This window comes from Paludisphaera soli (assembly GCF_011064595.1).
In the GTDB taxonomy this organism is placed as follows: Bacteria; Planctomycetota; Planctomycetia; order Isosphaerales; family Isosphaeraceae; genus Paludisphaera; species Paludisphaera soli.
Map to the genome: position 1 here is coordinate 55,545 of NZ_JAALJI010000030.1, position 14,251 is coordinate 69,795.

General features: G+C 70.5%; 13 protein-coding genes. 5 read left to right on the top strand and 8 right to left on the bottom strand.

The window, feature by feature from the left end:
- Positions 1-9: 9 nt before the first annotated feature.
- The 4 genes from G6O68_RS26720 to G6O68_RS26735 all read left to right on the top strand — a co-directional run bounded on the left by G6O68_RS26720 (position 10) and on the right by G6O68_RS26735 (position 5,307).
- Positions 10-594 carry a biliverdin-producing heme oxygenase gene (locus tag G6O68_RS26720; RefSeq protein WP_165251918.1) on the top strand — a complete coding sequence of 195 codons (585 nt, stop codon included), beginning with the start codon at positions 10-12 and terminating at the stop codon, positions 592-594.
- 204 nt (positions 595-798) lie between these two features.
- The gene (glgP, locus tag G6O68_RS26725; RefSeq protein WP_165251919.1) at positions 799-2,931 is read left to right on the top strand and encodes an alpha-glucan family phosphorylase; all 2,133 of its coding nucleotides are present in this window, start codon (positions 799-801) and stop codon (positions 2,929-2,931) included.
- Positions 2,932-3,054: 123 nt separating this feature from the next.
- Positions 3,055-4,812, top strand: coding sequence for a serine/threonine-protein kinase (locus G6O68_RS26730; protein WP_165251920.1), 1,758 nt, complete (start codon positions 3,055-3,057; stop codon positions 4,810-4,812).
- Between the two features lie 210 nt (positions 4,813-5,022).
- Positions 5,023-5,307 (top strand): type II toxin-antitoxin system Phd/YefM family antitoxin, encoded by a 285-nt coding sequence (locus G6O68_RS26735; RefSeq protein ID WP_165251921.1) that lies wholly within the window; start codon positions 5,023-5,025, stop codon positions 5,305-5,307.
- An 87-nt stretch (positions 5,308-5,394) separates the two neighbouring features.
- Here the strand turns inward: G6O68_RS26735 and G6O68_RS26740 are convergent, their stop codons facing one another.
- The 5 genes from G6O68_RS26740 to ychF form a co-directional block, all read right to left on the bottom strand.
- Complete coding sequence (locus G6O68_RS26740) at positions 5,395-6,252, bottom strand: ABC transporter permease (protein WP_165251923.1); 858 nt, start codon at positions 6,250-6,252, stop codon at positions 5,395-5,397.
- On the bottom strand, positions 6,249-7,205 hold the full coding sequence (locus G6O68_RS26745) for an ABC transporter ATP-binding protein (RefSeq protein WP_165251925.1): 957 nt from the start codon (positions 7,203-7,205) through the stop codon (positions 6,249-6,251). The genes G6O68_RS26740 and G6O68_RS26745 overlap by 4 nt, the downstream gene beginning before the upstream one ends.
- A gap of 14 nt (positions 7,206-7,219) precedes the next feature.
- The gene (locus G6O68_RS26750) at positions 7,220-8,305 is read right to left on the bottom strand and encodes an ABC transporter permease (protein WP_165251927.1); all 1,086 of its coding nucleotides are present in this window, start codon (positions 8,303-8,305) and stop codon (positions 7,220-7,222) included.
- Positions 8,305-9,216 carry an ABC transporter ATP-binding protein gene (locus G6O68_RS26755; protein ID WP_165251929.1) on the bottom strand — a complete coding sequence of 304 codons (912 nt, stop codon included), beginning with the start codon at positions 9,214-9,216 and terminating at the stop codon, positions 8,305-8,307. The genes G6O68_RS26750 and G6O68_RS26755 overlap by 1 nt, the downstream gene beginning before the upstream one ends.
- A 150-nt stretch (positions 9,217-9,366) precedes the next feature.
- Positions 9,367-10,455, bottom strand: a complete 1,089-nt coding sequence (gene ychF, locus G6O68_RS26760; RefSeq protein WP_165251931.1) for a redox-regulated ATPase YchF — start codon at positions 10,453-10,455, stop codon at positions 9,367-9,369.
- A gap of 239 nt (positions 10,456-10,694) precedes the next feature.
- On the opposite strand from ychF, the gene G6O68_RS26765 reads away from it, so the two are divergent.
- Entirely contained in the window at positions 10,695-10,976 is a 282-nt protein-coding gene (locus G6O68_RS26765; RefSeq protein WP_165251933.1) for a hypothetical protein, read from the top strand.
- A 6-nt stretch (positions 10,977-10,982) separates the two neighbouring features.
- Here the strand turns inward: G6O68_RS26765 and G6O68_RS26770 are convergent, their stop codons facing one another.
- The 3 genes from G6O68_RS26770 to G6O68_RS26780 form a co-directional block, all read right to left on the bottom strand.
- Positions 10,983-12,821, bottom strand: coding sequence for an AhpC/TSA family protein (locus G6O68_RS26770; RefSeq protein WP_165251935.1), 1,839 nt, complete (start codon positions 12,819-12,821; stop codon positions 10,983-10,985).
- Between the two features lie 10 nt (positions 12,822-12,831).
- A complete protein-coding gene (locus tag G6O68_RS26775) occupies positions 12,832-13,083 on the bottom strand; it encodes an oxidoreductase (protein ID WP_240911522.1) in 252 nt (83 codons plus the stop codon).
- Between the two features lie 69 nt (positions 13,084-13,152).
- Positions 13,153-14,103, bottom strand: coding sequence for a DUF1559 domain-containing protein (locus G6O68_RS26780; RefSeq protein WP_165251937.1), 951 nt, complete (start codon positions 14,101-14,103; stop codon positions 13,153-13,155).
- Positions 14,104-14,251: the final 148 nt, after the last annotated feature.

Here is a 14,251-nt window from a genome sequence, read left to right on the forward strand (position 1 = left end):
AGAAAGCTCATGATGATGTCACGCTTGAAGGAGGTCACGCGGCCGCACCACGAGGCCGTGGAGGAGACGCTCGGCCGCTTCAAGCTCACCAGCTCGCTCGACGGCTATCGGAGGGTGCTCCGGCGGTTTCACGCGGTCCACCTGACGGCCGAGTCGGCGTTCCAGCGGCTGGACGGATGGGACGCGATCGGGATCGACCCCGCCGAGCGCCGGAAGCTGCCGCTGCTGGAGGCGGACCTCCGCGCCCTGGGCGACGACGAGGCCGTCGCCGCCCCCTCGGCGGAGGCCCCCCTCCCCCCCTTGACCGACCTCCCCCGGGCGCTCGGCGCGATGTACGTCCTGGAGGGGTCGACGCTCGGGGGCCGTTACATCACGAAGAGCGTCGGGGCGTCGCTCGGGCTGACGCCGGGGCGGGGCTGCTCGTACTTCGCCAGCTACGGCGACCGGGTGGGGCCGATGTGGAGGTCGTTCGGCGCGGCGGTCGACGCCTTCGCGACCACCGAGGAGGTGCGCGGGGCGATCGCCGACTCGGCCGACGCGACGTTCCGGGCGATCGACGCCTGGTTCTCGCGGGACGAGCCCGGCCCTCGATGACGACGCCCCGCCGGCGCTCTAGATTGGTAGGGTCGTCGTCGACGTGGGGCCTTGAGGGATGAGGCGTATCGACGGCATACTGTTGTGTCTCGCGGGCCGGGGGATCGCAGGATGGATCGTTCGCCAGGGACGCCCGGCACCGCCGCGACGCCGATCAATGGAGATCGGCCGGCGCGCTCCGAACGCCTCGCCATAGGGGAAAGCATGGTCGGTCAATCGCACCTCCTCGACAAGCTCAAGGAACTGGCTCGCAACCTCTGGTGGTGCTGGCAGGCCAACGTGATCGACCTCTTCCGCGAGCTCGATCCGACGCTCTGGCGGGAGGTGGACCACAACCCGGTCGAGTTCCTCAAGCGGCTGCCGACCGACCAGCTTGAGCGCCGGGCGGCCGAGATGGCCCTGGACTCGCGCATCGACTACGCCTTCCGCCGGCTCTCCGAGTACCTCAAGGACACGAACTCCTGGGGGGCGGTCCACGCCACGATCCTGCGGGCGCGGCCGGTGGCCTACTTCTCGGCCGAGTTCGGCCTGCACGAGAGCCTGCCGATCTACTCCGGCGGCCTCGGCGTCCTGGCCGGCGACCATCTGAAGAGCGCCAGCGACCTGGGCATCCCGCTGATCGGCGTGGGGCTGCTCTACAACCAGGGGTACTTCCGGCAGTCGCTCAACGCCGACGGCTGGCAGCAGGAGAGCTACCTCAACGCCGACACCGACCTGCTGCCGATCGAGAAGGTGGACGGCCCCGACGGCCGGCCGCTGCGGGTCGCCGTCGAGACCGCGACAGGCGTCCTGCACGCGCAGGTCTGGCGGGTCGAGGTCGGCCGCACCCTGCTGCTGCTGCTCGACTCCAACGTCCCGGAGAACAGCGAGTCCGACCGCGCGCTGACCGCCCGGCTCTACGGCGGCGACGCCCGCACCCGCATCCGCCAGGAGCTGCTCCTGGGCGTCGGCGGCGTCCGCGCGATCCGGGCGCTGGGGATCCGGCCCTCGGTCCTCCACCTCAACGAGGGCCACAGCGCCTTCGCCACGCTGGAGAAGATCCGGGAGCAGATGGAGGAGACCGGGATGCCGTTCGGCGAGGTCATCCGCGACGTCGCCCAGATGACGGTCTTCACGACCCACACCCCGGTCGCCGCCGGCCACGACCGCTTCCCCGCCCCGCTCGTCGAGGAGCACCTGGGCAAGATCCGCGAGGCCATGCACCTGTCGTACGACGACTTCATGGGCCTGGGCCGGGTCTACCCCCACGACCTGAACGAGCTGTTCTGCATGACCGTGCTGGCCCTGAAGCTCTCGCGCTACGCCAACGGCGTCAGCTCGCTGCACGGCGTCGTCTCGCGGCGGATGTGGCACCCGCTGTACACCAACGTCGCCGAGGAGCAGGTGCCGATCGGCCACATCACCAACGGCGTCCACGTCCAGACCTGGGTCGCGCCCCAGATGGCGATGCTGTTCAACCGCCACCTGGGGGTCGACTGGCCGAAGCGCCAGCGCTACGCCGACACCTGGAGCGCCATCGACAAGGTGGACGACGCGGAACTCTGGGAGACCCAGCAGGTCCTCAAGGCCCGCCTGATCAACTTCGTCCGGAGCCGGCTGACGGCCCAGGCCCGCCGCCGCGAGGAGCCCGAGTCGCGCGTCGAGCGGTTCGCCAACGTGCTCGACCCCAACGCCCTGACGATCGGCTTCGCCCGGCGGTTCGCCACCTACAAGCGCGCCGGCCTGGTGCTCCAGGACATCGACCGCATGGTCGACCTGATCAAGAACGCCGACCGGCCGATCCAGTTCGTCTTCGCGGGCAAGGCCCACCCCGAGGACCGGATGGGCAAGGAGCTGATCCAGCACATCGTGAAGATCACCTGGGACGAGCGGTTCGCCGGCAACATCGTCTTCGTCGAGGACTATGACATGAACGTCGCCCGGCACCTGGTGCAGGGGGTCGACGTCTGGCTGAACAACCCCCGCCGCCCCCAGGAGGCCAGCGGCACCTCGGGCGAGAAGGCCGTGCTCAACGGCGCGCTCAACTTCTCGATCCTCGACGGCTGGTGGGCCGAGGCGTATGATGGCACCAACGGCTTCGCGATCGGCGCCGGGACCACCCACGCGTCGATCCAGGTCCAGGACGAGCGCGACCACGCCTCGCTCATCGAGACGCTGACCAATCAGGTGGTCCCGATCTACTACGATCGCGACGCCGCCGGCCTGCCGCGGAAGTGGATCGCCCGCCAGAAGGACGCGTTCCGCACCCTGGCCTGGAAATTCAACGCCGATCGCATGGTCATGGACTACGTCAACCGCAGCTACCTGCCGGCGGCCGGCGGGCTGTCGCGCCAGTAAGCCGGACCGGCGGTCGATCGCCGACTCGGCGCGGGGAGGGTGGGGGCCAGCCCCGCCCCCCCGGCTCCGTCCCATCCCTCCCCACGTCCCAGCCGCCGCGCGTCGGCGAGGTCCAAGATCGCCATGAGTCAGGGCTTCATCGGCGAACAACTCGGCTCGTTCCGCCTGGACGAGGTCCTCGGCTCCGGCGCGATGGGGATCGTCTTCAAGGCGACCCAGGAGACGACCGGCCGCAAGGCCGCCGTCAAGATCGTCCAGGGCGAGGTCGCCGACAACGCCAAGCTGCTCCAGCGGTTCAGCCGCGAAGCCGAGATCATCAAGCAGTTCCGCCACCCCAACATCGTCCGCTGGCTCGCCACCGGCAAGTTCCGCGGCACCTACTACTTCGCCATGGAGTACGTCGAGGGGGACACCCTCGACAAGCTCCTTCAGGAGCGCGGCGAGATCCCCTGGCGCGAGGTCGTCGACCTGGGGGTCCAGATCTGCGACGCCCTCCAGTACGCCCACCAGCAGGGGGTCGTCCACCGCGACCTCAAGCCGTCGAACCTGATGGTCACGCCGGACGCCCGCATCAAGCTGACCGACTTCGGCATCGCCAAGGACCTCGACCGCACCGCGCTGACCGCCCCCGGCCGGACCCTGGGGACGGCCGCCTACATGGCGCCCGAGCAGATCCGGGGCACCCCGGCGGTCAGCCACAAGACCGACCTCTACGCGCTGGGCTGCCTGCTCTACCAGATGCTCGTCGGCAAGCCGCCGTTCAGCGGATCGTCCGCCGTCGTGCTGATGCACTGCCACATCAACGAGGCGCCGCCGCGCCCCAGCGACAAGGTCCAGGAGATCCCCAAGGCGCTCGACGACGTGGTCGTCGCCCTGATGGCGAAGAACCCGACCGAGCGCCCCTGGGACGCCGAGGCCGTCGCCGTGATCCTCCGCGAGCTTCGCGACAAGGCCGACAAGAAGCAGGGCGTCGCCATGGTCTGGCCCGAGGCCGGCTCGGGCGCCGCCAACCCCACCCGCGCCGGCATCGGGGTCGAGCCGGCCGCCAAGAAGCCCGGGGCCGCCAAGAAGAAGAAAAAGGGCAAGGCTTCCTCGGGGGGCGTTGGGGCCGCGACCCTCGGCGACGACGACCGGGGCCTGTTCACCCGCGAGCGGATGGAGATCGCCGGGCTCGTGCTGGGCCTGCTGACGATCGGCGGGTTCATCGCCTACTGGGTCTGGCCCCCGGGCGCCGATTACCTCTACAAGCACGCCGCGCCGCTGATGGAATCGACCCGGCGGTCGGACTGGATCACCGCCCGATCCGAGTACATCGACCCGCTCGACCAGCGGTTCCCCGACCACCCCTACCGCGAGCAGACCCGGGCCTGGCGCGACAAGATCGCACTCGACGAGGCCGAGGGCCGGGCCAAGATGCTCGCCAGCCCCACCCCCACGCCGTTCTCGCAGCCCCAGACCAACGGCGAGCGCCAGTTCGCCGCGTTCCACTCGCTGGCCTCGAAGGCCGAGGCCGAGGGGGATGAGCTGACCGCCGAACGCTACTGGCGGGAGATGATCGGGACCATCGCGGCCGACGACCCCGACGACCGCAAGTGGGTCCTCCTCGCCCAGAAGCGGGCCGACGACCTCGCCGCGCGGATCCAGGAACGCCGCGCGTTCGTCCAGCAGCAGGTCCTCCGGGCCGTCGCCGCGATGCAGGCCGGCCGCCCTCGCGACGCGGCCGCGATCCAGGCGATGCTCCGCGAGAAATACGGCCGCTACACCGACCTCGCCGACTTCTTCGCCCCCGTCCCGGAGCCCGAGCCGGGACCCGAGCCCGAACCCGACGCCCCCGCCGAGCCGGGCCCCAAGACGGACGAGCCTACGGCCGGGCCGGGCTGACGAGCCCTGAAGTGTTCAACCTCGTTGCAAGACTCGTCCAACAATTCGGGCGTTTCGCACGTAGGAACGAGCGGGCCATGATTGACGGATCGTCACGCGATTCGCTAATGTGGTTCCACCTATCTTGTGCAAGACGAGGCGGCCCGTCCGTTCGCCTCCTCTGCGATTTACTGTGCTAGCTTTGGGCCGCCCACGGCCCCGAGGATGCTGATGCCTCCGTCCCCGTCTCGTGTCCGCTTCATTGGCAGCCGCGAACTCCATCGCGACCTCCCGAAAGTGCTGGATAACCTCGAAAACCGCGACTGTCGCTATGTTTTGACCATCCACAGCAAGCCCAAGGCCGTCATGATCGGCGCCGAAGCGTTCCTCAGCCTCCTGCGGGGCGCGACCCCCGAGGACCGGCTGCTGGCGCTCCAGCTCGGCGCGCTCGTCCAGGGCCTCGAATCCTCCCACGTCGACGCCGAAGAGCCGGAAGGCGACCTCGTCGAGGTCTGAGCCCCGGCCGCTCTCGTCGCGTCACGTCTCGATCCATACGTCGCCCCCTCCTCGTCCCGAGGAGGGGGCGACGCTCGCCCTTCCTCGTCAGGACCCTTCGGGCGTCTTCACGCGGAATTCACGGCTCGAGAACAGCCAGGCCCCCAGGCCCAGGAAGAGCGCCGTCGCGCCCAGGAGGGCGGCCAGCGAGGTCGTCGCGGCGGGCGCCTCGTCGAGGTCGATCGAGGCGAAGCCCCCGTCCAGGCCCAGCCGGCGGATCGCCAGCACCCGGGTATGGAACAGGATCGTCCCGTAGCGGACCAGGAACGGGATGTTCGACACCACCCCCTCGAATACCAGGATGTAGCCGACGCCGATCACGAGCACCCGGCGCGTGAACAGGCCGAGCAGGCCGAAGATGGAGATGTACGCCATCAGCGCCAGCGCGGAAAGCCCGGCCAGCACGCCGGACTCCGTGAGCAGGGCCTCGGGCGCCTCGCCGGGGAGGCCGCCGCGGACCGCCGCGAGCGTGGCCGCGTTGAAGAGCGCGGCCAGGGCCGACGTGACCAGCGTCGCGCCCAGGACCTTGACCAGGTAGATCGCCCATCGGGGGATCGGACGGATCAGGAAGTAGGTCAGCGTCTGCTCCTCCACGTCGTCTTGCACCAGGCTCGACGCGAACAGGAGGGCCGCCAGCGGCAGGATCGCCTGGGGGATCAGCCCGAAGATCAGGGCCCGTTCGCTCTCCGCCGGGTCGTACGGCTCGTCGTAACGGCGGACCAGAAGCGCGATGGCCAGCGGCGCGGCGAACATCAGCATGAACAGCCAGATCCGCTTGCCGCGCAGCTGCCGGGCGATCGTGATCCGCAGCACGGTCGCCAACGCGCCGAGCGAAGGCCGGTTCGAAAGGTCGGGCGGCGCGGCGGGGCGGGCGGGGGTTGGGGCGGGCGGGGCGTCCGGGCTCATGGGTTCACCAGGTACTTGAAGACGGCTTCCAGGCTGTCGTCGTCGGAGTAGATCTCCTCGATCGGCGCGTCGGCCTCGCGGGCCAGCCGCGGCAGGCGCTGGTAGAAGCGGTCGGGGGCGCGGGTCTCGACCACGATCGCGCGTTCGTCGCGCGGCAGCTCGACCCCTTCCACGTCGTCCCAGCGCACGAGCTTGGCGGCGAGGGCCCGCCGGTCCGGGCCCTTCAGGACGATCCGGTGGGGGTGGGCGTCGATCAGGTCGCGGATCTGCCGGACGTCGCCGAAGGCCACCAGCCGCCCGTGGTTCACCAGCACGATCTGCGAGGTCAGCGACTGGACCTCGTAGAGGACGTGGCTGGAGACGAGGATCGTCCGCCCCTGCCGGGCCAGGCCGGCGACCAGCTCCATCAGCTCGTGGCGGGCCACCGGGTCCGTGCCGGTCAGGGGCTCGTCGAGGAACAGGACCTCGGGGTCGTGGATGAGAGCCTGGGCGAGCTTGGTCCGCTGTCGCATGCCCTTCGAGTACCCGCGCACCGGGCGGTCGGCGGCGGCGGTCATCTTGACCTGTTCGAGCACCCGGTCGGCGGCCTCGCGCGCGGCCCGGCGGCCCAGGCCGGCGAGCGACCCGCAGGCCCGCAGGAACGATCGGCCGGTCATCCACTCGAACATCGCGTCCTGCTCCGGGCAGAGGCCGATGTGTCGATTCAGCCCCGCGTTGTTCCAGGGGCGGGCGCCCAGCACGCGGACCTCCCCCTGGCTCGGGCGGAGCTGGCCCGTCGCCAGTTGCAGGAGTGTGCTCTTGCCCGCGCCGTTGGGGCCCAGCAGGCCCGTCACCCCCTTGCCGATGCGGAGCGAGAGGTTGTTGACCCCGATCACCTGGCCGTACCACTTCGAGACCGAGCGGAACTCGATCACCGCCGGGGCCTCGACCTCGGGCGCTTCCGTCGTGCTCATGCCGTCCCCTCCCCTCATTTCAAGCGGTCGAGCGACCGGACCCGCGTGGACAGGACGACGATCGAGGCGACCCCCAGGCCGGCGAGCACGCCGGCCGACCACGTCCAGGGCGGTCGCCGCGATTCCCCTTCGACCTCGTCCCCGGGGCGGTCGGGCGGCGACGGGGGCCGCGGCGGGCGACGCCCGGCGAGCATGCCGAAGAGCCCCCCCCGTCGGCCGCCAGGCCCGACGCTCCCCGGGCCGTTGAGCATCGCCTCCTGGCTCGCCCGGAAGAGGTTCGCCAGGCGTTCCCACTGGGCGTCGGAATCGAACAGCGCGTCGCGGACCGAGCCGAGGTCGGCGGAGTACGACACGAGCGGGGCCCACTGCTTGCCCACGGCCTGCTCCAGCGCGTCCGAGGCCGCGCCGCCGAGCATCCAGACGCCCAGCCACATCGCCGTGACGAACCGCGAATGCCGCGAGAGCGAGGAGAAGGCCAGCATCAACAGGCCCGTCGAGACCGCCACCACGAGGCTGAACGCCATCGACGCGGCCAGGACCCTCCAGGTGTCGCGCAGCGTCGCCGCGTCCAGGCTGAACGCCAGCCCGATCAGGTAGGCCAGGACCGCCGGGACCAGCGTCACCGCCAGCAGGAACGCCGCGATGATCCCGAACTTGCCGAGGAAGTAGTCGATCCGCCGCAGGGGCCGCGACAGGTATAGCGGCAGCGCGTTGAACCGCAGGTCCTGGCTGATCAGGTCCGGGCCCACCAGCATCACCAGCAGGAACGTGAAGAAGAGCTGGATCTGGAAGAACTGCGTGTAGGCGAGCGTCCAGAAGGTCGTCCGGAACGCCTTCGGCCCGTCGCGGATCTCGGCCGGCAGCCCCTGGAAGAGGAACAGGAAGGGCTCCAGGATCGACGACTGCTGCTCGAAGAGGCCCCAGAGGATCAGGAACGCAGCGAGCAGGAGCGCCGGCGCGAGCGCCCCGACGAGCGTCGAGATCAGCCAGCGGTTCTTGAACTGGGCCTTCACCCCCTGTCGGGTGATGGCCAGCCATCGCAGGCCGTGGCCCGAGAGCTTGCCGTCCCAGTGCTGGTATCCCTGGTCGAGGATCGGCATCAGTTCGCCCCTCCGACGGCCTGCAGGAAGACCTCTTCGAGCGTGCTGCGGCGGGGACGGAGCAGGCGGATCTGCTCGGAGGCCTCGTCGGCCGCCTCCCAGAGCGCGGCGACCCCCTCGCCGTCCGGCAGCGAAACCCGCAGGTGGTCGTCGATCGGTTCGGTCCGCACGCCGCGGCGGGCGAGGACGTCGGCGAACAACGCCTGGTCGCCGCGGACCCGCAATTCGAACTCCTGGGAGTGGGGCTGCTTCAGCTCGTCGATCCGCCCCTGGGCCAGCACCCGCCCCCGGCCGAGGACCACGACGTATTCGCAGACGGCCTCGACGTCGGGCAGCAGGTGGCTGCAGACGAGCAGGTTCATCCCCTTGTTCCGCGCCAGGTCGCGGCAGAGGGCGAGGATGTCCTCGCGACCGGCCGGGTCCATGCCGTTGGTCGGCTCGTCGAGGATCAGGAGCTTCGGGTCGTGGACGATCCCCGAGGCGATCTTGAGCCGCTGCTTCATGCCGGTCGAGTACGACTCGGCCCGGCGGTAGCGGGCCTCGCCCAGCTCCACGTAGTCGAGGACCTCGTGGGCCCGCCGGAGGGCGTCGCGCGGGGGCATGCCGACCAGCTCGCCGGCGTAGGCGACGAATTGCACCCCCGTCACGCCGGGGAACAGGCATTCGTCCTCGGGGACGAAGCCGACCGCCTGGCGGATCGCCAGGGGCCGTTCCGCCAGGTCCATCCCCAGCACCCGGCCCCGGCCGGAGTCGATCCGGACGAGCCCCAGGAGGCTGCGGATCATGGTCGTCTTGCCGGCGCCGTTGGGGCCCAGGAGCCCCACGGCCCCCTCGGGCAGCGCCAGCGAGAGCCCCGCCAGCGCGGTCACGCTCCCGTAGGTCTTGGTCAGGTCTTCAAGCTCGATCAGCATCGCTCACCGGGTCGGGGCCGTCGCGTCGACTCGCCTCACGCCGCGTCGCGCCAGGGCGTCGCCCCAGTCGGTTCGCCGCCCCCGCCCGAATATTGTGCGGCCCCGGACGGGCGGCCGCAATCGGCCGCCGGCCCCCGGATCAAGATCGGATCAATTGAACAGGAAGTGGCAGATGTCGCCGTCCTGCATCACGTAGGCCTTGCCCTCGACGCGGAGCTTGCCGGCGGCGCGGATCTCCTTCTCGGACTTGTAGGTCTCCAGGTCGTCGAGGGTGTAGACCTCGGCGCGGATGAAGCCCTTCTCGAAGTCGGTGTGGATCACGCCGGCCGCCTGGGGGGCCGTGGCGCCGATCGGGATGGTCCAGGCCCGGACCTCCTGCACGCCGGCCGTGAAGTAGCTGTGGTAGCCGAGGATCCGGTACGCCTCGCGAGCCAGCACGGCCAGGGCGGGCTCGTCCAGGCCCGACGACTGGAGCATCTCCTGGCGGTCGGCCTCGTCCAGCTCGGCGATCTCGGCTTCGAGCTTGGCGCAGACCGCGACGACGCCCGCGCCGATCTCCTTGGCCCGCTCGCGGACCTTGGTCGCCAGCGGGCCTTCGCCGTGCAGGTCGTTCTCGTCGACGTTGGCGACGTAGAGGATCGGCTTGGCGGTCATCAGGCCGAAGCTGGAGATCGCGGCGGCCTCGGGGGGCTCCAGGGTCAGGGTCCGCAGCGGCTGATCCTTGCCCAGGTGCTCCAGGCACTTCTTGATCGCGTCGACCCGGAGCTTGGCCTCCTTGTCGCCGCTCTTGGCCGTGCGCTCGGCCTTCGGCAGGGCGTTCTCCAGCGTCTGGAGGTCGGCCAGCATCAGCTCGATCTCGACCGTCTCCACATCCGACAGCGGGTCGACCGCGCCGGCGACGTGGACCACGTCGGCGTCCTCGAAGCAGCGGACGACCTGGAGGATCGCGTCGACCTCGCGGATGTGGCTGAGGAACTTGTTCCCCAGCCCTTCGCCCTCGCTGGCCCCCTTGACGATCCCGGCGATGTCCACCAGCCGCAGCGCCGCGGGGACGAGCTTCTTGGGGACGATGTACCGGCTGATCCGCTCCAGCCGGCCGTCGGGGACGCTCACGACCCCCTCGTTCGGCTCGATGGTGCAGAACGGATAGTTCGCACTCTGCGCCGCCTTGGAGCTGGTCAGCGCGTTGAACAGCGTACTCTTGCCCACGTTCGGCAGACCGACGATGCCAGCCCTCATAGCGACGCGACGCCCTTCTGTATCACCTGGATCGAAGACCGACGGCCCGGCGGCCGACGAAGCGGACCATCGTACCCGCCCCGACGCCGCGCCGTCTGCCCGAATCCGGGCCCGCGGGGGGCGGCGGCTCCGGGTCGACGCTGGGGGGCGTGGAGGGCGCCGATCCTGGCGAGGAGCCGACCGGGCGGTCATACTGCGATCGGCGGTTCCATCCCACGGGTCCCCGTCGGAGCACGACGATGAAGCGAGCGGGCAGGTTCCAGATTTTCGCCGTCATCACCCTCGCCGGCCTGGCGGCCTTCGCGACCCTGGGACGATCCGGGCCGGCCGTCGCCCAGGGGGAAGCTCCGGACGACCTCGCCCCCCACGGGTGGGAGTACAAGTTCGTCCCGAACTACAACGAACAGGAGTTCAACTTCTTCGGCAAGGACGGCTGGGAGCTGGCCGAGTACGTCCCACCCACGCCCTCCAACGGCGCCCACATCTTCATCTTCAAACGCCCCGTCTTCCGGCAACGTTGACGTCGTTCACTCGGCGGACGCGGTCGGCGTCTCGTCCGCCGGCGCAACTCCCGCGCGGCGGAAGAATTCCTCCATGAAGTCGTCGACCGCGCCGGGCCTGGTGAGGTCCTGGTCGGCGCGGGTGAGGCCGAGGAAGAGGATCATCATGTCGTCATTCGTCCCCTCGCCCCAGCGGACCTCGCGCGGGGGGCGGGACGGATTCCGGGGGTTGGCGGACGAGTTGTCGTAGCGGGCCTGCAGGTGGACGGTCGAGCCCTCGGGGATGCGCAGGGGCTCGCGGAGGAAATACGTGTCCTGGCGGTTGAAGTCCCAATCCTCGATCCGGATCAGGGGGCGGGAGCGGCCGTCGGGCGTCTCCACGCGGGCCTCCATCGTCCGCCCGAGCATGTGCATGTGCGGCGTCATCGCGTGCAGGTCGACGTCCATCGGAATCTTCAGCTCGGCCTTCCAGCCGACGTCGGAGTCGTCGGCGGGGAGCACGAATTCGGCCGGGTCGGCGCAGGCGGAGACCCATTGGAGGGCCTTCTTCACGGGCTTGCGGGCGAAGTGGATCCCCAGCCGGGTGCGGTCCCGCTCCACCTTGCCGACGGGGTGGTAGTGGACCTGCAAGACGACGTCCGCGCCCATCGGGAGGTTCTGTCCGACCCCCTCGCCGAAGAAATGGGGCTCGTTGCCCGGAGTCCAGCCGCCGAGCGCGCCGAAGATCGAGTCGCCGGTAAAGCCCGAGAAGCACATGTATCCCGGCCCTTCGTCGGCCTCGTCGCGGGACCGGCCCAGGCCCCGGACGTCGATGTAGGCGAACGTGTGGTGGACGACCCGCGGATTGCCCGGCTTGACCTCGATGGCGGTGATCCAGCGGGCCTCGGGGAGGTCGGTCGGCAGGACGAAGCAGCGGTAGACGTCGCCGCCGGCCGCCGGGATCTCGAACGGCTCGGGCATTTCCAGAATCAGGTCGGGCGTCCCCAGGGCCCATTCGCCGGGCGGGGCCGGCTCGGGGGGCTGCGGAGCGACGGGCGGGCCCTCGGGGGCCCCGGCGTCGGCCCACGCGCGGAGCGTGGCGACCTCGTCCGGCAGGAGCGTGCGATCGTGGAGCGGCGGGGGGCCGAAGCCCGAGGTCGGCTTCCACGGCGGCATGAACCGCGAGGCCGTCACTTCGGCCAGGTCGCGCGAGCGCCGGGCCGCCTGGGCGAAGGTCAGGAGCGGGAACGGCGCGGCCTCGCCGGGGCGGTGGCAGTCGCGACAGCTCCGTCGCAGGATCGGCTCCACGTCCTGCGTGTAGGTCGGCGTTCTGCGGGAGGCGTCGGCCGCGACGATCGGCGTCCCGGTCGCGGGTCGATGCGCCACGGCCGGCTCGACGCCCGCGCAGGCCGCCGCGACGGCCTCGCGCAGCTCGTCGAGGTCGAAGGGGCCCTGATAGAGCAGCCGGCCCTCGCCGACGAGGACGAGGGCCTCGGGCGTGCTCGTCGCCCCGAAGCGGCGGGCGATCGCGCCGGTCGGGTCGTGGACGACGGCCGCCTCGTCGGCGTCCGGTGGAAGCGGGCCGACGATCGCGGCGACGGTCGCCACGCGGCCGGGGAACGCCTCGCGGAGCCTCTCCAGGCCCCGCGCCGCCGGGTCGTCGGCGGCGAGGAAGGCGACGACCGTCGCGCCGTCGGCGGGGGGCCGAAGGTCGACGCGGCGGCCGTCGATCGCTCGGAGCGCCGGGGGGCCGTCCAGGAAGGACTTCCCCAGGAGCCCGGGGGCGAGCGGCCGGCCGGGGATCGCCCGCGGGCTCGGGGAGAGCCAGACGACCAGGGCCGCGCACGCCGGAGCGGCCAGGACGCACGTCAGGATGAGCCGCTTCATGCGCCGCGCCTCAACGCCGTTTCCGACGCTTGGGATTGGGAGCGTTCTCGGGGAGGTTGGGGTCCTTCCAGTCGGCACCCATGTTCTCCTGGACCTCGGGCGTCTCCTGCTCCTCGGGCGGCAGCCTGGCGAACTCCTCGGGCGTGAGCTTCTTGTAGACGATGTTCGGGTCGCGCGGGGGTCCGCAGGCGGCCGAGCAGAAGGCCAGCGTCGGCAGGGCGAGGACCGCGAAGGTCGTCGGGATGCGTCGCGATCGGGTCATGGTCTTCCCAATCAAGGGACGGGGCCGGGCCGGGCGTCGGCGACGCACCGGCCCGGTCGGACGTCGGGTTCAGAAGCTCTCGGCCGAGATCACCTCGCCGCCGGCGCGGGTGGAGAGGCCGCGGTAGACCGGCTTGGAGATCGAGTCCTTGATGAACTTGACGGAGCCGTCGGCGAACACGAAGTTGACGCCGCCCGGATGCTGGCTGCGGAACGCGTAGATCCCGCTCTCCTCGCTGGTGACGTCGGCGACGACCTGGTGGTGGTTGAACTTGCCCCAGGTCGAGAAGTTCAGCCCGCGGGGATAGCCGTGGGCCCAGACCCCCTGGCCGCCCCGGAGCTGGCCGGCGCGGGCGTGGGTCGAGCTGAAGAAGTCGTTCTTCAGGCCGTAATCCTGCTCGCCGGCGAGGAACGTGTTCGACGACCCGTCGGTGATCGAGGCGAGCGTGACCGGCGCGTGCGAGACGGTCGTCAGCGGGTTGACCGGGTCGCCGGTGTTCGTGCTCGTCGCGCCGATGATGACCCCCCGCGGCTCGCCGTAGAGGTGCCGGCCGCTGTAGAGGTTGGCGTAGGCGTCGCCGTTGCTGGTCGTGTAGCTCGAAGGCGCCAGGAAGTCATTCTGCGAGACGTCCGGCTTGGCGTACGGGAGCGTCATCGAGGGGCAGAGGAACGAGGCCACGATCGTCCCCGAGGCGGTCGAGTTCGTCGTCGACGACGCGCCGAACGAGACGTTGTACGACGCGAACAGCGGCCCCTGCTCCACGAACGGCAGGATCCCGGTGAAGCACGAGTAGCGCGACGAGGCCTGGATCAACGCGAAGGGGAAGCAGCCGTTGCCGTCGGCGTAGTTGTGCATCGCCAGGCCGACCTGCTTCAGGTTGTTGACGCACTGCGACCGCCGGGCCGCCTCGCGGGCCGACTGCACGGCCGGCAGTAGTAGCGCGATCAGGACGGCGATGATCGCGATCACGACCAGCAGCTCGATCAGGGTGAAGCCGCGAGGGCGAGGGCTCGACGACATGGCGGGGGCTCTCCGGGGGTTGGACGTTGGCATCGATCTCGATGCGAGGGGCCGGCCGACGCACGCTCCTGCGTCGCAGACTTAAGGGGGATGTCGCGGGAAGGCCGCAATGGGGTTGAGACTGGATCTCAGTTGCGATAGGTCGGAT

Excerpts from the sequence above, each read along its gene's own strand:
- G6O68_RS26720 (WP_165251918.1), top strand. The coding sequence starts at position 10 with ATGATGATGTCACGCTTGAAGGAGGTCACGCGGCCGCACCACGAGGCC.
- glgP (WP_165251919.1), top strand. The coding sequence starts at position 799 with ATGGTCGGTCAATCGCACCTCCTCGACAAGCTCAAGGAACTGGCTCGC.
- G6O68_RS26730 (WP_165251920.1), top strand. The coding sequence starts at position 3,055 with ATGAGTCAGGGCTTCATCGGCGAACAACTCGGCTCGTTCCGCCTGGAC.
- G6O68_RS26735 (WP_165251921.1), top strand. The coding sequence starts at position 5,023 with ATGCCTCCGTCCCCGTCTCGTGTCCGCTTCATTGGCAGCCGCGAACTC.
- G6O68_RS26740 (WP_165251923.1), bottom strand. The coding sequence starts at position 6,252 with ATGAGCCCGGACGCCCCGCCCGCCCCAACCCCCGCCCGCCCCGCCGCG.
- G6O68_RS26745 (WP_165251925.1), bottom strand. The coding sequence starts at position 7,205 with ATGAGCACGACGGAAGCGCCCGAGGTCGAGGCCCCGGCGGTGATCGAG.
- G6O68_RS26750 (WP_165251927.1), bottom strand. The coding sequence starts at position 8,305 with ATGCCGATCCTCGACCAGGGATACCAGCACTGGGACGGCAAGCTCTCG.
- G6O68_RS26755 (WP_165251929.1), bottom strand. The coding sequence starts at position 9,216 with ATGCTGATCGAGCTTGAAGACCTGACCAAGACCTACGGGAGCGTGACC.
- ychF (WP_165251931.1), bottom strand. The coding sequence starts at position 10,455 with ATGAGGGCTGGCATCGTCGGTCTGCCGAACGTGGGCAAGAGTACGCTG.
- G6O68_RS26765 (WP_165251933.1), top strand. The coding sequence starts at position 10,695 with ATGAAGCGAGCGGGCAGGTTCCAGATTTTCGCCGTCATCACCCTCGCC.
- G6O68_RS26770 (WP_165251935.1), bottom strand. The coding sequence starts at position 12,821 with ATGAAGCGGCTCATCCTGACGTGCGTCCTGGCCGCTCCGGCGTGCGCG.
- G6O68_RS26775 (WP_240911522.1), bottom strand. The coding sequence starts at position 13,083 with ATGACCCGATCGCGACGCATCCCGACGACCTTCGCGGTCCTCGCCCTG.
- G6O68_RS26780 (WP_165251937.1), bottom strand. The coding sequence starts at position 14,103 with ATGTCGTCGAGCCCTCGCCCTCGCGGCTTCACCCTGATCGAGCTGCTG.